The following is a 20,054-nucleotide window of genomic DNA, read 5'->3' on the forward strand; positions in this document are numbered from 1 at the left end:
ACTTGGATTGGCCGCGACGGCTGACCGGGCTGGTCCGCCGCAAGTTCACCGTCAGGTTGTCGGTCGGTGGCGTGTTTGCGCTGCTGGCGCGCCTGGTGTTGCGCCGGCCGTGGCTGGTGATCGGCTTCTGGCTGCTGCTGGCCGCGGTGCTGTCGGTGACGTTCGCGCCGCTGACCGTGCTGGCCCGCGACCACAACCAGGAGTCCATGCCGAGCGACTCGGCGGTGACCCTGGCGACCAAGCAGATGACCAAGGCGTTTCACGAGCCGGGCCTGCAGAACATCGCCCTGGTGGTGTTCACCGACGAACACGGGATGAACCCCGCCGACGAAGACGTCTACCGCAACGTGGTGGACAAGTTGCGTCGCGACCCGCGCGACGTCGTGATGATGCAGGACTTCATCTCCAAACCCCCGCTGCGCGACGTGATGGCCAGCAAGGACCACAAGGCCTTCTTTTTGCCCGTCGCCGTCGCCGGCGACCTCGGCTCATCCGAGTCGAACGCGGCCTACGAGCGGGTCGTCGACATCGTCAACAAGACCGCGAAAGAGGCGCCGGCGGGCTCCACCCTGACCGTGCACATGACCGGGCTGACGGCGACCGTCGACGAGCTGTCCAAGATCGGCCAGCGCGACCTGCGGGTCATCGAGAGCGCGACCCTGGCGATGGTGTTGCTGATTCTGCTTGTCGTCTACCGCAATCCGGTCACGATGATGCTGCCGCTGCTGACCATCGGCATCTCGCAGACGGTCGCGCTGCAGGTGGTCGCCGGGCTCGTGGGTGTGGGCCTGGGGATTTCGCAGCAGACGATCGTGTTCATGACGTCGATGATGATCGGCGCGGGCGTCGACTACGCCGTCTTCCTGATCAGCCGGTACCACGAACACCTCCGCCAGGGCATGGACTCCGACCAGGCCGTCGCGCGGGCGATGGCGGGCATCGGAAAGGTGATCGCCGCCTCGGCGGCCACCGTCGCGATCACCTTCCTCGGCATGAGCTTCACCACGCTGAAGGTGTTCTCCACCGCCGGTCCGGCGTTGGCCGTTTCGATCGCGGTGGCGTTCATCGCGGCGATCACGCTGCTGCCGGCGATGCTGGCGATCGGCGGGCGGCGTGGCTGGGTGAAGCCCCGACGCGAACTCACCAGCCGGTTTTGGCGACGTTCCGGTGTTCACATCGTGCGGCGCCCGGCCGCGCACCTCGCCGCCAGCCTGGTGGTCCTGATCGCCCTGGCCAGTTGCGTCACCATGCTGCACACCAGCTATGACGCGCGGACCACGCTGCCGCCGTCGGCCGAGAGCAACGTCGGAATGGCCGCTCTGGAAAAGCATTTCCCGGCAAGCCTGACCGCTCCGCAGTACATATTCATCCAGTCGCCGCACGACCTGCGTACGTCCAAGGGGCTGGCGGATCTCGAGCAGATGGCGCAGCGGGTCAGCGAGCTGCCCGACATCGCGACAGTGCGGGGTGTGACGCGGCCGACGGGCGCGCCGCTGGAGCAGGCCACGCTGAGCTATCAGGCCGGCGAGATCGGCAGCAAGCTCAGGGACGCTTCGTCGAAGATCGCCGCGAGCACCGACGCCCGCGCGGCGCTGACCGGCGGCGCCGCCAAACTCGCCGACAGCCTCGGCATGGTGCGCAATCAGCTGACCAAGGCGACGTCCGTGCTGGACAACCTGGGCAAGACGATGGCCGACATCCGAACCAAGCTTGCGAACTCCCAGGCGATCCAGGACGCCGAAAAGGCTTTGGCCAGTGAGCGTTCGGCCGGCAACTCGATGGACATCGGCAACTTCGACGAGACGGTCGACACCGCCGGTTCGGTGCTCAGCGACCTGGAAGCCGACCCGGGCTGCGACATCGACGCCGTGTGCGCCAAGCAGCGGGAGCAGATGAAACGCGTCGTCGACACGTTGCGCAAGGTGCAGCCGTCGCTGGACGCGGCGGTCAAATCCATGCGCGCGCTCGGCCTCAGCGGCTCGGGCGGCGGCCTGCAGCAGAGCGTCGGCCAGCTCGAACAGGGCGCAGACGCCCTTGCCGACGGCAGCCGCAAGATCGCCGACGGGGTCCGGACGCTGGACGACCAGACCAAGCAGCTGGGTGAAGGCCTGTCGCGCGCCTCGGCCTTCCTGCTCGCGATGAAGCTCAACGCGTCGGAGCCCGGCGCGGCGGGGTTCTACATATCGCCGGAGATCCTGGACAACGAGAAGTTCAAAGACCTTGCGGCGGTGTTCATGTCGCCCGACGGCCATGCGGCCCGCTACCTGGTGGTCTCCAAGCTGGACCCCTACGACACCAAGGCGATGGAGCAGGTCAAGTCGATCGTCGGGGCGGCACGCAGCGCGCAGGCCAACACGTCCCTGGCAGACGCGTCGATATCGATGACGGGCCTGACCCCCTACTACAGTGAGATGCGCGACTACTACAACCACGACCTGCGGTTCATCATCCTGACCACGGTCGCCGTCGTGTTCCTGATCCTGGTGATGCTGCTGCGGGCGATCGTGGCACCGCTGTATCTCGTTGGGACGGTGATCCTTTCGTATTTGTCGTCGCTGGGCGTCGGGGTGCTGGTGTTGCAGATTCTGGGCGGCAATCCCCTGGCCGCGAGCATGCCGGGGATGGCGTTCATCGTGCTGGTGGCTGTCGGCGCGGACTACAACATGCTGCTGATCTCGCGGATCCGCGACGAGTCCCCGGTGGGGATCCGCTCCGGCGTGATCCGGACGGTCCGCACCACCGGGGGCGTGATCACCTCTGCCGGAATCATTTTCGCCGCGCCCATGTTCGCGATGCTGTTCAGCAGCATCAGCTCGATCGTGCAGGCGGGCTTCGTGATCGGTGTCGGCCTGCTGCTGGACACGTTCGTGGTGCGCACCATCACCGTGCCGGCCCTGGCGGTACTGGTGGGCAGGAACAACTGGTGGCCGTCGGGGTGGCGGGAGCGACGGCGCATGGCCAAGGGGCCGTCTCGGCGGCGCTCACCGGCCCCCGTGCGCGACGTGGCGCCCGAACCGGCGCCGGCCTCGGCGCAGGGCGCGTGGCTGTGGTCGGGGCCGTTCAAGGACAGGTGGCTGCGCCAGCTCTAGGCTTGCGCCATCCCGAGCTACTTCGGCGGGAAGCCGCCGGTGGCGATCGGCCCCCAGCGGCGCGGGGTCACCCGGATGAGGCACTTACCTTGGTCGACCATCGCGCGGCGATAATCCGCCCAGTCCGGGTGCTCGCCGGCGATCGCACGGTAGTAGTCGACGAGCGGTTCCACCGCTTCGGGCACGTCGATCACCTCGGCGTCCCCGTCGAGTTGCACGTATGCGCCGTTGAATTCGTCGGACAGTACGACGACGCTGGCCTTCCCGTTGCGCCGGACGTTGACGCTCTTCGCGCGCTGCGGATAGCTCGCGATCACGACCCGGCCGTGCCCGTCGATCCCGCCGGTCACCGGGGAGCTCTGCAGCGACCCGTCGGCGCGAAACGTGGTCAACACCATGCGGTGTCGGGGGCGGACGAACTCGAGCAGCTCGGACATGTCCACCGGGGTGGCTGTCGCAAATTTGGGACCCACACTCTGACTCTAGTGGCGATCGCGAGCGCGGCGGAGCCGGGCGATATGGGTCGGCACCGTCGGGTCTCGTGGCGATCGCGAGCGCGGCGGAGCCGGGCGATGCGGGTCGGCACCGTCGGGTCTCGTGGCGATCGCGAGCGCGGCGGAGCCGGGCGAAGCGGGTGACCACGCGCGGTGTTGCCAAAAACGCGGTACAGCAACAACTCTCGGGTTTGATTTGCTAGTTGTTGTTGGTGGGCGGTTGGGGTTGGAAGGGTTGGTACCACCACCATTGGGCGCGTTCGCCGGTGGGTCCGGGGTATGGGGGGACGGCGGGTGGTGGTGTCGTGGGTGGGCGTGCCAGTGGTCCGGGCTGCAGGGGTCGGCCGGTGTTGTCGGTCACGCACAAAGCGTCGGCGGGTCCGGTGAGGGTGATGTCGCCGCGGTGGTGGGCGCGGTGGTGGTGGGGGCAGATCAGGACCAGGTTGGTCAGGTCGGTGGGGCCGCCGTTTTCCCAGTGTTGGAGGTGGTGGGCGTGTAGGCCGCGGGTGGCGCCACAGCCGGGGACTGCGCAGTGGGGGTGGCGGTGTTGCAGGGCGCGGCGTAGTCGCCGGTTGATGGTGCGGGTGGTGCGTGCGGCGCCGATGGGCTGGCCGTCGCGGTGAAACCAGACTTCGTAGGTGGCATCGCAGGTCAGGTACTGGCGTTCGGCGTCGGTGAGTGCCGGCCCCAGGTGCAGGGCGGCGGCGGGCTGCTCGACGTCGAGGTGCACCACCACGGTGGTGTGCTGGCCGTGCGGGCGGCGGGTGGCTTCGGTGTCCCAGCCGGTCTCGATCAGGCGCATCAACGCCTCGACGCTGCCCGGGAACGGCGGCGCGCTCTCCGAAACACGGGTGGCGTCGCCGCGGTCGTGTTTCCACTCGGCGATCAGTGCCTCGCGATGCGCGCCCAGCGCGGCGTCGAGTTTCGCGGAGTCGGGGTGCGGGAGCCTGATCCGCCAGCAGGTGAACTGCTCGCCGGCGGTGGTGGTGATCGAGGGGCCGGGTTCGGGGCGCGCCGGGGGGTCGGGGCGTGGTTCGAGGCTGACCGCGGTGCGCAGCTGGGTGACCGTGGCCACCGACGCCAGCTGGGCGTAGTGCTCATCAGACCCCTCACCCGCCGACGCCGCGATGACCCCGACCTGATCCAGTGACAGCCGGCCCTCCCGCAGGCCCTGGGCGCAGCGCGGGAACTGCTCGAGCCGGCGCGCCACGGTGGTGATCGTGTGGGCATGGGCCGAGGACGCGCCCAGCTTCCAGGCCACCAACGCCGCGATCGAGCGCGCGCCGGTGGCCCCGCACAGCTCGTCGCGATCCAACTCGGCCACAATTTCCACGATGCGCCCATCGATGGCATTGCGCTGACCGGCCAACTCCGCCAACTCCGCAAACAACCCATCAACCCGCTCAGCAGGACTCACCGCCACAGCAGACGAAGTGGTCAACGACATACCCCCATCATCGCAACCACGTCCGACAAGTTTGGGCCGCCGAACGCCCGGGGCGACCGCCATCGTCGGCCAACCGCCACAGCAGACGAAGTGGTCAACGACATAACCCCATCATCGCAACCAGGTCCGACAACTTTCGGCCGACGAATCGCCCGGGCCGCGACCCACATCGTCGGCCAACCGCCACAGCCTGATTGGACACCAAACGCTCTACACCGCGACTGAGACTTGTCGTAATACCGTTGCGACGGCAGGCGGACTCGACACGTGGGAGGTTCTGTGAGAAATCCGTCAGCCCGGGCAGCGGTGATCATCTGGCTCGGCGGCTCGGCCGCCGCATTGGTGACGCAAGGTGTGTTTCGTAAACGGTTCGCGCAACACAGCGCATGGGGCTACAACGGTGGCTGGCAACGCGAAATCGCGGTGTGGAACTTCGGCACCATCGTCGCGGGACTCGGGATAGCTGCGTCGGGCGACGAAGCAGCACGAGCCCAACTTCGGGGTCTCATGGTGCTCTCCACATTGTTCGCTCTCAACCACCTGGCGGCCGCATTGCGGGCACCCAAGAGTTGGAGCAATTGGATCGGTGCAGGCGCGAACGCCGGGGTACTGGCGACGGGTGTGCCAGCACTGCTGAACTCCCGCCGACACGCGTCAGCCGCCGTATAGAACGCATTTCGGCCAATCGTCGCCATCGGATACCGACGCCACCGGCGCGCCGGCGAGCGGCAGGTCATGAGCTATCTTGTTGGTCGCGAGAGGGGACGGATCATGACGGACAACCGGCGACCGGCAGCGCGTATCGGCATCATGGACTGTCGATGATCGAGTTCACGCTCACCCGGACCTCGACGGCGCCGATCGAGACCGTGTTCGACGCCATGACCGACCACCGCGGGATCGCGGACTACCTGTGGGCATGCCGACGCAGCACGCTCGATCGAGAGGGGATCCCCGCACCGAACGGCGTCGGCGCGATCAGACGTCTGGTGTTCGTCGGCCCGCCATTCGTCGAGGAGATCATCGAGTATGAGCGACCCGTCCGCTATGCGTATAAGATGCTGTCGGGCGCACCGACGCGCAACCACATCGGCACGATCCAGCTGCGCGACGCAGGGGCAGGGACCGAGGTCAGCTGGCACCTGCGGTCGACGCTGAAGATCCCCGGCGTAGACCGGCTGATGCTGCCGGTGTTCAAGAAGGTCATCGACGAGCTTCTCAAAGGCGGCATCAGCGCCGCCGAGCGCCGCACCTGAACGCGGTCCGCGCCGGAATGCCGGGCACCAAAGGCGCCATCGGTAGCCGGAATGCGAGGCGGCTCAGGCCATCTCGGCTTGAGCCGGTGCGAGCTTCTCGTACAGTAGGCCCGCGAGACCGCGAATGGTGGTGATCTCGGTGGAGGTGATGCGCACCCCCGTCTCGGCCTCGATCCGGGTGGACAACTCGAGGGCCCCCAGCGAGTCGATGCCGCACTCGGGCAGCGGCCGGTCGGGATCGATACTGCGCCGCACGATGACGCTGACCTGATCGGAGATCAGCCGGCGCAACCGCAGCGGCCACTCGTCCAGCGGCAGCTCGTCGAGCTCGGCGCGCAATTTGCTTGCGCCCGCCGCGTTTTGGCGCGCCGCGCGGAAGGCCTCGGCGAACGGCCCGCGCTGCGCGAAGGCGGTCAGCCACGGTGTCCCGGCGATCGGTGCGTAGCCGCTGTAGCCGCGGTCGTAGCGAAGCAGCGCCTCGAACGCGTAGGCGCCTTCGTCCGGGGCGATGGCGCCCCCGGCGCCGTCGGCCAGGGCGGTGCCGCGCCCGATCTGCGACCAGGCGCCCCACGCGATCGTCGTCGCCGGCAGGCCCTGGGCGCGACGCCAGGAGGCGAACGCGTCCAGCCAGCTGTTGGCCGCGGCGTAGGCGCCTTGGCCGGGCGAACCCACCAGCGCCGCCGCCGAGGAGAAGGAGCAGAACCAGTCCAGCGGCTGGCCGGCGAGGGCGGTGTGCAGGTTCCATGCGCCGTAAACCTTCGGCGCCCAGTCGTGCTCGATGATCTCGTCGGTGATGTTGGTCAGCGTGGCGTCCTCGATGACGCCCGCCGCGTGCAGGACGCCGCGTACGGGCAGCCCGGTGGCGGTCGCGGCGGCGACCAACCGGCGCGCGGTGTCGTCGTCGGCGATGTCGCCGCACTCCACCACGACGTCGGCGCTGCTGGCGCGGATCATTTCGATCGTCTCCAGCGTCTTGACCGTCGGCTGCGAACGCGACGACAGCACGATGCGCCCGCAACCGCCGGCCGACATCTTCTCCGCGAGGAACAGGCCCAGGCCGCCGAGCCCGCCGGTGACGATGTAGGCGCCGTCTGCCCGGAAGACCGGGGCCTGCGCGGGCGGCACCACCACCCGGGCCTGTCCGGTGCGCGGAATGTCGAATACCAGCTTCCCCGTGTGCTGGGCACCACCCATCACCCGAATGGCGTTGGCGGCGTCGGCAAGTGGGTAGTGCGTGCACTGTGGCAGCGGCAGCTTCCCGTCGGCGGTGAGCGCGTAGACCGTGCTCAGCAGCGCGCGCAGGCGGCCCGGGTGACTGTAGGCCAGCAGGCCGAGGTCGACGGCGTAGAAGGTGAGGTTGCGCCGGAACGGGAAGAGCCCCAACCGGGTGTCGGCGTAGATGTCGCGCTTGCCGATCTCGACGAAGCGGCCCCCGAACGACAGGAGTTCGAGGCTGGCGCGCTGGGCGGGGCCGATCACCGAGTTGAGCACGATGTCGACGCCGTAGCCGCCGGTGTCACGGCGGATCTGTTCGGCGAAGTCCAGGCTGCGCGAGTCGTAGACACGCGCGATTCCCATGCTGCGCAGCAACTCTCGCCGCTCATCGTTGCCTGCGGTGGCGAAGATCTCGGCCCCGGCGGCGCGCGCGATCGCGATCGCGGCCTGCCCCACGCCGCCGGTCGCCGAATGGATGAGCACCTTGTCGTCGGCGGTGATCCGCGCCAGGTCGTGCAGGCCGTAGTAGGCCGTGGCGTGTGCGGTGGTCACCGCCGCCGCGTAATCGTCGGAGAGGCCCGCCGGCAGCGTGACGGCCAGCCGTGCGTCGCAGGTGAGGAAGGTGCCCCAGCAGCCGTCGGCGCACAGGCCGCCGACGTGGTCGCCGACCTTGTGGTCGGTCACGTCCGGTCCGACCGCGGTCACCACCCCGGCGAAGTCGGTGCCCAGCTGCGGAAGCCGGCCCTCGAACGCCGGGTAGCGGCCGAACGCGACGAGCACGTCGGCAAAGTTGATACTGGACGCACCGACGGCGACTTCGATCTCGCCCGGACCTGGCGAGACGCGTTCGCACGCAACGAGTTCGGTGGACTCCAGATCCCCGGGCGTGCGGATCTGCAGCCGCATCCCATCGCGCTCGGGATCGACGACCACGGTGCGCCGCTCCTCGGGACGCAGCGGTGCGGGGTACAGCCGGGCGGTGTGCCACTGACCGTTGCGCCACGCGGTCTCGTCCTCCTCGGAGCCGCCGAGCAGTTGGCGGGCCAGCTGCCAGACGTCGACCGCGTCGTCGACGTCGATGTGGGCGGCCCCCAGGTGCGGATGCTCGTTGCCGATCACCCGGATCAGCCCGCGCAGGCCGGCCTGCTCCAGATTGGGCTGCTCCCCGGGCAGCACCGGCTGCGCGGCACGGGTCACGACGTACAGCCGGGGTGGCTCCGCGGCGGCCCCCAGCAATCCGCGGGTGATCCCCACCAGATGCTGCACGTACTCCCGGCCCCGCCGTGCGGACGCGTCACCCGCCTCGGGCTGCCCCGCCAGGATCACCACGCCGCTGAATTCACCTGCGCGCAGATGATTTTCGAACAACTCGGCGTGCGCCGGGTCGTCCTCGTGGACGGCCCAGTCCATCCGCACGCAGTGTGCGCCGTGGCCTTCCAGGGCATCACCTAGCCCGGACCCCAGCGCGTCCCCCGCGGTGCAGCTGACCAGCAGCCAGGTGCCGGGGTCGGACTGCGAAAGCTCGGGCAGCTGCCGCTGCTGCCATTCCACGGTCAGCAGGCGCTCGGCCAGCACCCGCTCGTTGCGGCCGCCCTCGGAGGTCTCGGTGGCGAATCGCAGCCCCTCCACGACGAGCAGTACCGCGCCGTGCTGGTCGAGCACCTCGAGGTCGGTCTCGATGCCGGTGGTGTCGATGCCGGTGATCCGCATCAGGCAGTAGCGGGCGTTGCGGGCCGAGCCGTACGCGCGCAGCCGACGGGCGCCCACCGGCAACACCAGCGAGTCCCCGCTCATGGCACGCACGTCGGGATGCGCGGCGACGGACTGGAAGCAGGCGTCGAGCAGGGCCGGGTGCACGCCGTAGGCGCCCTGCTGAGCGCGGGTCGGGCCGTTCAGCGAGACCTCGGCCACCACGGTGGCGCTCTTCTCCTGGCCGGCCCGTTCCCCGGTATGCACGACGGCCAGGCCGCTGAACACCGGGCCGTAGTGAATTCCCAGCTGGCTCAGCCGGTTTCGCGTCTCTTCGCCCTGTTCGCTGTGCGGGTGCGCCGCGAGCAGGGCGGCCACGTCGCGCACGGGCGGTTCCTCGTCGGCCGCGGCCTGCTCGAGAGTTTGCAGCGTCGCGGCGGCGTGCCGCACCTGCGCGCCGCCCTGCCGGGTCTCCACCACGAAGCTGACGGGCCCGCCGGCCGCGCCCGGGGCATCGATCGTCGCGGTGGCGCCGACGGTGGTCTGTTCGCCGAGCAGCAGTGCCTGCTCGAAGCGGATGTCGCGCACCTCGGTGGCCTCGCCCAGCACCTCGCGGGCGGCGGCCAGCGCCATCTCGCAGTACGCCGCCCCCGGCAGCACCGCGACGTTGTGGATCTGGTGATCACCCAGCCAGGGCTGAGCTTCGGTGCCGACCTCGGCCTGCCAGACGTGTCGCTCGGACTCCTCCTGCAGGCACACGTGCGGCCCCAGCAGCGGGTGCACCGATATGGTGCGGCCCCCCCGGGCCCGGCTGTCCTGACCCTCCTCGCTGAACCACAGCCGCCGGTGGGTCCACGTCGGCAGCGGCGCATCGACCAGCCGCCCGTGAGGATAGGGGACCGAGAAGTCGACCGCGGCGCCCGCGCTGTGCAGGTCCCCGACGAATTCCTGCATCCCGTGCGGGAGTTCCTGGTGACGGCGCATGCTCGCCAGGGTGGTCAGCGGCGTGTCGAGGCTGCGGGCGGTCTGCTCGACGGCGTGGGTGAGCAGGGGATGGGGGGCCAGTTCCGCGAACACCCGGTGCCCGTCCTCCAGGGCGGCGCGCACGGCCGCCGAGAACCGCACCATGCGGCGCATGTTCGCCGCCCAGTAGCGGCCGTCGCACACCGGCTGTTCGCGGGGGTCGTACGACGTCGCCGAGTAGAACGGAACTTCCGGCGGCATCGGCGTGAGTTCCGCGAGCGCCTCGGTGAGGTCGGCGACGATCGGGTCGACCTGCGGCGAGTGAAAGGCGACGTCGGTCGGGATCTCGCGGGCCATCACCCCGCGCTCCTCCCAGGCCGCGACCAGCTCGTGGACCGTCTCGGCCGCACCGGCGATGACGGTGGACTCCGGGGAGGCCACCACGGCGACCACCACGTCGTTGCGACCGCGCACGGCGAGCTCCGAAATCACCTGCTGCGCAGGCAGTTGCACCGACGCCGTGGCACCGGCGCCGGCGACCCGGGACATCAGCTGCGAGCGGCGGCACACGACGCGCAGCCCGTCCTGAAGCGAGAGTGCCCCCGCGACCACCGCGGCCGCGGCCTCGCCGAGGGAATGCCCGATGACCGCCCCCGGCCGGACCCCGTGCGCCTTCATGGTCGCGGCCAGGGCCACCTGCATGGTGAACAGGGTCGGCTGGATCCGGTCTTGACCGGTCACCACCTCGGCCGCCGAAATCGCCTCGGTCACCGAGAAACCGCACTCGCGCGCGATCACCGGCTCGGCCTGCGCGACGGTCGCGGCGAACACCGGTTCGGTGGCCAGCAGGTCGGCGCCCATCCGGGCCCACTGCGAGCCCTGCCCGGAGAACACCCACACCGGGCCCCGGTCGTCGCGCCCCATCGCTGGCTCGTACGGGGTCTGGCCGCCCGCCACCTCGCGCAGCGCCCCGGCGAGTTGCGAACGGTCGCCGGCGATCACGGCCGTGCGTACCGGCCGGTGCGTGCGCCGGCGCGCCAGCGTGTAGGCCAGGTCGGCCAGCGCCACGTCGTCGTGCGCATCGACCCAGTCGGCCAGCCGGCCCGCGGTGCGGCGCAGTTCGTCGGCCGAGGTGGAGGACACGGGGAACAGCAGCGCCGCCGCGGGCTTGGCGGAATCAGTCGAAACCACCGGTGGCGCAACGGCTTCGGGTGCCTGCTCCAGGACGCCGTGCACGTTGGTTCCCGACAGCCCGTACGACGACACCGCCGCGCGCCGCGGATCGCCGCCGTTGGTGGTCCACGGCATAGGTTCCTGCGGCACAACGAGTTTGGTGTCGATGCGCGCGAGATCGTCGGGCAGCGCGGTGAAGTGCAGGTTCTTCGGGACCAGGCCGTGCTGCAGTGCGAGCACCGCCTTCATCAGCCCGAGGACCCCGGCGGCCGACTGGGTGTGTCCGAAGTTGGTCTTCGAGGACGCCAGCGCGCACGCGACCTCGGTGCCGTAAACCTCCGCGAGGCTTGCGTATTCGATAGGGTCGCCGATCGGGGTACCGGTGCCGTGCGCCTCGACCATGCCGACGGTGCCGGGGTCGACACCGGCGGCGGCCAGCGCCTTGCGGTAGACCGCGCTCTGCGCCTGCTGCGACGGCGTCCCGATGTGCACGGTGTGGCCGTCCTGGTTGGCGGCGGTGCCACGAATCACCGCGAGGACGCGGTCGCCGTCGCGCAGCGCGTCGGGCAGGCGCTTGAGCACCACCACCGCGGCAGCCTCACCGGAGACGAACCCGTCCGCCGTCGCGTCGAACGCGTGGCAACGTCCCGTGGGCGAGAGCATGCCCGCCGCCGAGCCCGCCGCGAACTTGCGCGGTTCCAGCATCACGCAGGCCCCGCCCGCGAGCGCGACGTCGCTCTCGCCGTCGTCGAGGCTGCGGCAGGCCTCGTGCACGGCCAGCAGGCCCGACGAGCAGGCCGAGTCGACCGTGAAGGCGGGACCGTGCACCCGCAGGGCGTACGCGATCCGCCCGGACGCCATCGAGAAGCCGTTGCCCTGGAAGCCGTACGGGCCGTCCATGGCGTGGTTGTCGGCGGCGACGATCTGGTAGTCGAAGTGGGTCAGCCCCAGAAAGACTCCGGTGAGCGAGCCGGCGACCGTCTCCTGGGTGAGGCCGGCGTGCTCCACGGCTTCCCAGGAGGTCTCCAGCAGCAAGCGGTGTTGTGGGTCCAGCGCGGCCGCCTCGCGGTCGTTGATGCCGAAGAACTCCGCGTCGAAGCCGGCGACGTCGTCGAGGAAGGCGCCCCACTTGGACACCGATCGGCCCGGGATGCCGGGTTCGGGATCGTAGAAGTCGTCGACGTTCCAGCGATCGGGCGGCACTTCGGTGACCAGGTCGTCGCCGCGCAGCAGCGCATCCCACAGCAGCTCGGGCGAGTCGATGCCCCCCGGAAGCCGGCAGGCCATGCCGATGACTGCGACCGGTGTGACGGCTGCGCCGCCACGATCGTCGAATTCACCCAATGCGACCATTACGCCCCCCATAAATTTGGCGCCCCGACCGCGTGCGGCTACTCACGGCACTGCAGCGCGCCCCCGCGACGACGATATACCGCGGCCCTTGGTTCAGGCATAGCCGCAGTTCAGGCGGGTGACCGGGCAGCGGGGCACCCGAAGCGGACATCTCGTGCTGATAAGTTGGGATTTCGAAAAGCGTTAGGGCGACATCCGGGGGGATTGACGCAAGTGATCGAGGGTTCCATTCCGGCGGTGCTGCGCGAACGCGCCAGCCTGCAATCAGACGACGAAGCCGTCACGTTCATCGACTACGACAAGGACTGGGACGGCGTACCCGAGACCCTGACGTGGTCGCAGCTGTACCGGCGATCGTGCAGCGTCGCCCGTGAACTCGACCGCTGCGGGTCGCCCGGCGACCGCGCCGTGATCCTGGCCCCCCAGGGTCTGGACTACATGGTCGCGTTCCTGGGTGCGCTGCAGGCCGGACGGATCGCGGTGCCGCTGTCGGTTCCGCTGGGCGGTGCGATCGACGAGCGCGTCGGGCTGGCGGTGGCCGACGCCACCCCCGCCGCCGTCCTCACCACGTCCGCCGTGTCGGGTTTCGTCGCCGACCACACCGAGTTGCCGGCCGGCCCGGACGCACCCGCGTTCATCGAGGTCGATCGGCTCGACCCCGAGCCGCGATACAGCACCCACACCGAAGCCGACGCCCGGGACACCGCGTACCTGCAGTACACGTCCGGGTCCACCCGCGAGCCGGCGGGCGTGATGATGTCGCATCAGAACCTGCAGGCCAACTTCGAGCAGTCGATGGCCGACTACTTCGCGGACTACGGCAAGATCCCGCCGCCGGACACCACCGTCGTGTCGTGGCTGCCGTTCTACCACGACATGGGGCTGATGCTCGCGATGCGCGAGCCGATCCTGTTGGGCTTTCCCAGCGTGATCATGAGCCCGGTGGCCTTCCTGCAGCGGCCCGCGCGGTGGATGCAACTGCTGGCACGCCACACCCACGCGTTCTCGGCCGGACCCAACTTCGCGTACGAGATCGCCGCGCGCAAAACGTCGGACGCCGATATGGCCGGTCTCGACCTCGGCGGCGTGCTGGGGCTCGTCACCGGCAGCGAACGGGTGCATCCGGCGACCCTGCGCCGCTTCACCCAGCGCTTCGCCCGCTTCAACCTGCCCGAGAAGGCGATCCGGCCGTCCTACGGGCTGGCCGAGGCGACCGTCTACGTGACGACCCGGCTGCCGGGGGCGGCGCCCAAGATCGTCCACTTCGATTCCGAGAAGCTGGCCGACGGGCGCGCCGAGCCGCCCGCGGCCGGCCCGGGCACACCGCTGATCAGCTACGGCGCGCCGCAGCGCTCGCTGCTGAAGATCGTGGATCCCGAGACGCGCACCGAGTGTCCCGCCGCGACGACGGGCGAGATCTGGGTGCACGGCGACCACGTCGCCGCGGGCTACTGGGGCAAACCCGAGGAAACCGCGCGCACCTTCGGCGGCGCGCTGGTGGGCGCGACCGGCGACACGCCCGAGGGGCCGTGGCTGCGGACCGGCGACCTCGGCTTCGTCGCCGACGGGGAGCTGTTCATCGTCGGCCGCATCAAGGACCTGCTGATCGTGCGCGGGCGCAACCACGCCCCCGACGACATCGAGGCGACGGTCCAGGAGATCACCAACGGCCGCGTCGCGGCGATCTCCGTCCCGGAGGGACACACCGAAAAGGTCGTCGCCATCATCGAATACAAGAAGAAGGGCCAATCCCCCGACGAGGCGCTCGAGGGCCTGGCCTCGGTGCGGGGCGAGGTCGCCTCGGCGGTCTTCAACGCCCACGGCCTCAGCATCGGCGACCTGGTCCTGGTGCCCCCGGGTTCCATACCGATCACCACGAGCGGCAAAGTCCGGCGCGCGGCGTGTGTCGAGCAGTACCGGCACGGCCAGTTCAGCCGCCTGGATCTGCAAGACGCCTAGCGCGGTGGCGTAGCCCATGTGGAGCTCGGTGGTGGTGCTGGCGCTTCCGATCGCACTGGACCCGGTGCGCCTGGGTGTCAACCTGCTGCTCATCTCCCGTCCGCGGCCGGCGCAGAACCTGCTCGTCTACTGGATCGGTTGCGTGCTGGCGAGCCTGCTCCTGCTGCTGGTCCCCATCCTGGTGTTGCACTTCACGCCCGCGTTCTCCTCGTTGGTGCACGACATGGCCGATCCGCACACCAGGGCCAGCTCCACGCTGCGGCACGCCGAAATCGTGCTCGGGGCGCTGGTGTTGGCGATCGCCGCGCTGATCGCGGCGCGCCACCTGGTGCGCCGGCGAGTCCCGGTGCCCGCCGGGGCCGCCGAGACGCCCAACCCGATCTCGCGGCTGCTCGGCGCGGAATCCGGGTCCGAGGCCGGTGCGGGGTCCGGTGGTCGACGCCTACTCGGGCGCGCCCGCAACGCCTGGGAGGGCGGCTCGTTGTGGGTCGCGCTGGCGATCGGCTTCTGGGCCGGTCCCAACCCGTCGCTGGTGATCTTCGCGCTCGCCACCATCCTGGCGTCGGGGGCCGCGATCGGGACGCAGGTGAGCGCGGCAGTGGCGTTCATCGTCGAGACGCTGGCGGTGGTCGAGATCGTGCTGCTGTGCGACGTGTTCGCGCCCGCCCGGACCGAGGCGGCGCTGCGCCGCGTGCACGACTGGGCCCGCGCCTACCGCCGGCAGATCCTGGTGGCGATGCTCACCCTCGTCGGCCTCGCGCTGGTGGCGCAGGGCACCGGCAGCCTGTAGGCGCCTACATCCCCAGCAGTCGCACGCTGGCCCACAGCGCCAGCACCGCCACCGCCAGGCCGATGGGCACCGTGGCCAGGCCGAGCAGGGTGTACTCGCCCACGCCCGCTTCGACGTCGTACTGCCGAAGTACGCGCCGCCACAACAGGTTGGACAGCGAACCGACGTAGGTGAGGTTGGGTCCGATGTTGACCCCGATCAGCACCGCCAGGATGGCGACCGTGCCGCCGGGCGCGACCAGTGGCAGCAGCACCAGCGTGGCGGGCAGGTTGTTGACGACGTTGGCCAGGACGGCGGCCACGGCGGCGATGGCGAGCAGCGCGGGCAGGCCGGTGCCCGACGGCAGCACCTTGGACATCGCGGTGTCCATCCCGTTGAGCGTGACCGCGTGCACCACCACCCCCAGCGCCAGCACGAACACCAGGAACGAGACGCTGGCCGAGCGCGCGATCTCCACCAGCGAGGTGTGCCCCCGGCCAAGGCTGCGCACCGCCAGCACCGTCGCCCCCGCCAGCGCCACCCAGGCCGGGGCCACGCCGACGGACTGGGCGACCGCGAATCCGGCCAGCGTCAGCCCCACGACCACCAGCACGAACACCGGCGGCCGCGGGGCCGGGCCCGCTTCTTCGGGGTTGGGCGCCACCCGCAGGTCCGCGGCGAAGAACCAGCGGAAGGCCACATACACCACGACTATGGTGGCCAGCCACGGCAGCGCCATCGCCAGGGTGAATTTGGTGAACGAGATGTTCGCCTGGTGAAAGGCCAACAGGTTGGTCAGATTAGACACCGGAAGCAGCAGCGAGGCGGCGTTGGCCAGGTGCGCGGTGGCGTAGGCGTACGGGCGCACCGGGGTGCGCAGCCGGCGGACGGCGGCCAGCACCACCGGCGTCAGCAACACCACCGTGGCGTCCAGGCTCAGGACGGCGGTGATGGTCGAGGCGATGGCGAACACCTGGCGCAGCAGGCCGTGCGAGCCGACCCGCACCCGCGAGATGGCCGCGCCGGCGGCCTCGAACAGCCCCTCGTCGTCGCACAGCTTGGCGAACACCAGCACCGCGCCCAGGAACGCGACGACGCCCGACAGGTCGGCGATCTGCGCGACGGCTTGCCGCACCGGGACCGCGCCGATCGCCACCAGGATTGCGGCCGCCGGGACCGCCGCGACCGCTTCGGGCCAGCCGCGGGGGCGCACGACGGCGAACGCGAGCACGCCGGCGAGCAGCACCAGCGCAATGGTCAGTGTCAAGAGCGAATCCGATTCACGCCCAGGGGTCCTCGCGGCGCCAGACCGTCGGCAGGTGCAATGCGACACCGTCTTGCGCCGCCAGCTCGTCGAGGACGCGAAGGGACACGTCGAGGTCGTCACCCGCATAGGGCAAGGCGCGTATCGGCTTCGACAGCGGCCGGAAGAAGTCGTCCCAGTGAATGAGGACCACACGACGAGCGCCCACCGCGCGCACGGTCTCGGTCCAATAGTCGATCAGGTAGGACCGCGGCCGCAGCCCCAGCTGCCCGACGGACAGATAGACGGCGTCGGCGCGGTGGCCGGCGAGCGCGCCCTCGACGAATCCGGCGCTGCCCTGGATCAGCAGCCGCCGGCCCGACGGCCGGTGCGCCACCAGGGCCGACCATGCCTCACCGCACCGGTAGGCCGCCGCCCTGACCGGCGGGGTGAGCGGCGAGTCGATCACGCCGGGGAAGCGGTCGGGCGGGCAGTGGTGGGATTGCACCAGGGTTACCTCGAAGGCGCCCAACTGAATCGGGTGGCCGCTGACCGCGACGACGACGCGGTTCTCCGGCAGCCCGTACCCGCGCCCGACGTTGGCGGCCGACTCGCCCCCCACGAGCTGGGCGCCCGTGCGGTCGGCGACCAGCGCCGAGTCCAGAACGTGGTCGATGTGGGTGTGCACCGGGATGACGGCCGCGAGCCGCGACACCCTGGCCCGGGCCAGGCAGCCGTCGACGCGTGCGGGCGACGGCGCCACCTTGCCCGCCGCGACGCGGGCCAGGCCCGGCCGGGAGAAGTAGCCGTCGGTCATCAGCGTCGAGGTCCCGTCGCCGACCAGCAGCGTGGCCACGCCCAGCCACGTCACCGACAGGCCCGCGCCGGCGGCGGGCACGTCGAACCGGTCCGCGTACCGTGTCAGGTCGGGGCGCCCCAGCTTCAGCCGCATCAGCAGAACGCCCTGATGTCGGTGCCGTCGGCGGTCAGCCGTTTGCGCACAGCGGTGGCGATCTGCACCGCACCCGGCGAATCACCATGGACGCAAACGGATTCCACACTCACGGCGATGGTGCTGCCGTCGACCGCGGTGACCTGTCTCGCGTTCACCATGGCCGCCACCCGCTCGGCGATGGCCGCCGGGTCCTGCAACACCGCGCCGGGTTCGCGGCGCGAGACCAACTGGCCGTCGGGCCGGTAGGCGCGGTCGGCGAAGGCCTCGGGCACCGTGCGCAACCCCAGGCCCGCGGCCTCGTCGAAGAACGCCGAACCGGCCAGGCCCAGCACGGGCAGCGAGGCGTCCGCCAGCTGGACCGCCCGCGCGACGGCGGCGGCCTGCTCGCGGTGGGTCACGATCGTGTTGTACAGCGCCCCATGGGGTTTGACATAGGACACGGCCGTGCCGGACGCGCGCGCGATCGCCTGCAGCGCGCCTATCTGGTACACCACGTCGGCGAGGAGATCCTCGGCGGCGACGTCGATGAAGCGCCTGCCGAACCCGGCCAGGTCGCGATAGCTCACCTGGGCGCCGATCCGCACCCCGCGCTCGGCGGCCGACCGGCACACCCGAAGCAGGGTCGCGGGGTCGCCCGCGTGGAACCCGCACGCCACGTTGGCGCTGCTGACGATTCCGAGCATCGCGTCGTCGTCGCCGAGGCGCCAGACGCCGAAACCCTCGCCCAGGTCGGCGTTGAGGTCGATGCGGGCCACCCGCCTAGCTTAGGGAACCGGGGACCTCGCGCCGTCGCCCGAGTGCCCAGCAAACCAGGTAGATGACGAACGAGATGGTCGCGACGAACACCGACACCGGGACTCCCGGCGCCAGCGACAGCACGATCCCCCCGACGGCGGACACCTCCGCGAACACCACCGACGTCAGCATCGCCGCGGCCGGCGAGGCCACCACCCGGGCGGCCGCGGCCGCCGGCGTGATCAACAGCGACATCACCAGCAGCGCCCCCACGATCTGCACCGCCTGCGCTGCCACCACACCGACCAGCGCGGCGAACACGATGCCCAGCGCGCGCACGGGCACGCCGCGGGCCGCCGCGACGTCGGGGTCGACGGTGGCGAACAGCAGCGGGCGGTAGCAGGCCGCCAGCACGGCGACCACGAGCAGACACACCAGCGCGAGCATGGCCAGCCCGGTGTAGCCGACCCCGACGATCTGCCCGGTGAGCAGCGCGAAGCTGGTTCCGGACCGGCCCGGGTAGAGGTGGATGAACAGCACCGCCAGGCCGAGCCCGAACGCCAGCACCACGCCGATCACCGAGTCCCGTTCGGATGCCCGCCGGCCGAGCACGCCGAACAGCGCGGCGGCAAGGGCGCTGCCGACGAGCGCGCCCGTACCGACCTCGCACCCGATGAGCAGCGCGAAAGCCGCTCCGGTGAGCGACAATTCGCTCGAACCGTGCACGGCGAAGGACATCTGCCGCATCACGATGAACGGCCCGATCAGCCCGGACACCAGCCCCAGGAGCGCGGCGGCCAGCAGCGCCTGCTGGACGAAGTCGAGGCCGAGCAGGCCGGCGGTGATGTCGAAGGCGAACAGGTGGTCGAACATGTCGGCGAGCCGGTGATTCATGCGCTGCACCCGCCGCCCGGCCCGCCCGCCACCACGTAGCCGCCCCTGACCCGGACCACCTCGACGTCGGCGCCGTACAGCTCCGAGAGCGTCTCGGTGGTCATCACCTGTTCGACGGCGCCGATCCTGAACCGCCCGTCGACGAGATAGAGCACCCGGTCCACGTACGGCAGGATCGCGTTGAACTCATGGGTGACGACGATGACCGCCGTCGCCGCGTCGCGGCGCCGCCGGTCGATCAGCCCCGCGACGAGCTTGGCGTTGGCCGGGTCGAGCGTCAGCAGCGGCTCGTCGCACAGCAGCAGCGTCGGGTCGCTGGCCAGCGCCTGCGCGATGCGGACGCGTTGCAGCTCGCCGCCCGACATGGTCCCGGCCCGCACGTCGGCCAGGTGTTCGCCGTTGACCTGGCGCAGCGCCCGCGCCACCGCGGCGCGGCGGCGCGCCCGGTCGGCGGACCGCAGCGGCATGCCGCCCCAGCGATCGCCGTCGATGCCCAGCCGGACCAGGTCGCGCCCGCGCACCATCACGTCGCGGTCGATCGGGCGGTGTTGCGGCACATAGCCGATCCGGCCGCTGCCCGAGCCGATCGGTTTCCCGTCCACCCACGCGGCGCCCGCGCTCAGCGGCAGCTGCCCGAGCAGCACCTTGAGCAACGACGTCTTGCCGCTGCCGTTGGGTCCGAGCACCGCGATGAACTCGCCGGGCGACACCGCCAGGTCGAGGTGGTCCCACAGCACGCGGTCACCGAACGCCAGCCGCGCGCCGACCAGCGATACGGCGTGGCGGTCGACGGATCCGGCCGCGGGCACTGGCACGGCGC

Annotated in this window: 13 protein-coding genes; 5 read left to right on the top strand and 8 right to left on the bottom strand. The window is 70.6% G+C overall.

Translation table 11 applies throughout. The features are described from left to right. Window positions 1–2 precede the first annotated feature (2 nt). Window positions 3–3,089: an MMPL/RND family transporter gene (locus tag G6N48_RS21720; RefSeq protein ID WP_232066678.1), complete on the top strand. Its 3,087-nt coding sequence runs from the start codon at window positions 3–5 to the stop codon at window positions 3,087–3,089. Window positions 3,090–3,106: 17 nt separating this feature from the next. On the opposite strand, the gene G6N48_RS21725 is transcribed toward G6N48_RS21720, so the two are convergent. Then, entirely contained in the window at window positions 3,107–3,562 is a 456-nt protein-coding gene (locus G6N48_RS21725) for a PPOX class F420-dependent oxidoreductase (protein WP_085271243.1), read from the bottom strand. 220 nt (window positions 3,563–3,782) lie between these two features. Further along, on the bottom strand, window positions 3,783–5,030 hold the full coding sequence (locus tag G6N48_RS21730) for an HNH endonuclease signature motif containing protein (protein WP_163670903.1): 1,248 nt from the start codon (window positions 5,028–5,030) through the stop codon (window positions 3,783–3,785). A 306-nt stretch (window positions 5,031–5,336) separates the two neighbouring features. On the opposite strand from G6N48_RS21730, the gene G6N48_RS21735 reads away from it, so the two are divergent. Both G6N48_RS21735 and G6N48_RS21740 read left to right on the top strand, forming a co-directional pair. Further along, window positions 5,337–5,699: a hypothetical protein gene (locus G6N48_RS21735; protein WP_085268204.1), complete on the top strand. Its 363-nt coding sequence runs from the start codon at window positions 5,337–5,339 to the stop codon at window positions 5,697–5,699. Between the two features lie 152 nt (window positions 5,700–5,851). Beyond that, the gene (locus G6N48_RS21740; RefSeq protein ID WP_085268205.1) at window positions 5,852–6,286 is read left to right on the top strand and encodes an SRPBCC family protein; all 435 of its coding nucleotides are present in this window, start codon (window positions 5,852–5,854) and stop codon (window positions 6,284–6,286) included. A 63-nt stretch (window positions 6,287–6,349) separates the two neighbouring features. On the opposite strand, the gene pks2 is transcribed toward G6N48_RS21740, so the two are convergent. Continuing rightward, window positions 6,350–12,679 (bottom strand): sulfolipid-1 biosynthesis phthioceranic/hydroxyphthioceranic acid synthase, encoded by a 6,330-nt coding sequence (gene pks2, locus G6N48_RS21745; RefSeq protein ID WP_232066679.1) that lies wholly within the window; start codon window positions 12,677–12,679, stop codon window positions 6,350–6,352. 213 nt (window positions 12,680–12,892) lie between these two features. Between pks2 and G6N48_RS21750 the strand changes: the two genes are divergently transcribed. Beyond that, entirely contained in the window at window positions 12,893–14,638 is a 1,746-nt protein-coding gene (locus G6N48_RS21750) for an AMP-binding protein (RefSeq protein ID WP_085268207.1), read from the top strand. A gap of 16 nt (window positions 14,639–14,654) precedes the next feature. After that, window positions 14,655–15,428, top strand: coding sequence for a GAP family protein (locus G6N48_RS21755; protein WP_139825679.1), 774 nt, complete (start codon window positions 14,655–14,657; stop codon window positions 15,426–15,428). A gap of 4 nt (window positions 15,429–15,432) precedes the next feature. Here the strand turns inward: G6N48_RS21755 and G6N48_RS21760 are convergent, their stop codons facing one another. Genes G6N48_RS21760 through G6N48_RS21780 form a run of 5 tightly spaced genes read right to left on the bottom strand, consistent with a single transcriptional unit; the run spans window position 15,433 to window position 20,049 of the window. Further along, complete coding sequence (locus tag G6N48_RS21760; RefSeq protein WP_085268208.1) at window positions 15,433–16,674, bottom strand: SLC13 family permease; 1,242 nt, start codon at window positions 16,672–16,674, stop codon at window positions 15,433–15,435. A gap of 13 nt (window positions 16,675–16,687) precedes the next feature. After that, window positions 16,688–17,602, bottom strand: coding sequence for an MBL fold metallo-hydrolase (locus G6N48_RS21765; protein ID WP_085268209.1), 915 nt, complete (start codon window positions 17,600–17,602; stop codon window positions 16,688–16,690). Beyond that, the gene (locus G6N48_RS21770) at window positions 17,602–18,360 is read right to left on the bottom strand and encodes a LamB/YcsF family protein (RefSeq protein WP_085268210.1); all 759 of its coding nucleotides are present in this window, start codon (window positions 18,358–18,360) and stop codon (window positions 17,602–17,604) included. Before G6N48_RS21770 ends, G6N48_RS21765 begins: the two co-directional genes overlap by 1 nt. Before the next feature lie 4 nt (window positions 18,361–18,364). Then, window positions 18,365–19,234 (bottom strand): metal ABC transporter permease, encoded by an 870-nt coding sequence (locus G6N48_RS21775; RefSeq protein WP_085268211.1) that lies wholly within the window; start codon window positions 19,232–19,234, stop codon window positions 18,365–18,367. After that, entirely contained in the window at window positions 19,231–20,049 is an 819-nt protein-coding gene (locus G6N48_RS21780) for a metal ABC transporter ATP-binding protein (protein WP_085268212.1), read from the bottom strand. The genes G6N48_RS21775 and G6N48_RS21780 overlap by 4 nt, the downstream gene beginning before the upstream one ends. Window positions 20,050–20,054 lie beyond the last annotated feature (5 nt).

The organism is Mycobacterium parmense (assembly GCF_010730575.1).
In the GTDB taxonomy this organism is placed as follows: domain Bacteria; phylum Actinomycetota; class Actinomycetes; order Mycobacteriales; family Mycobacteriaceae; genus Mycobacterium; species Mycobacterium parmense.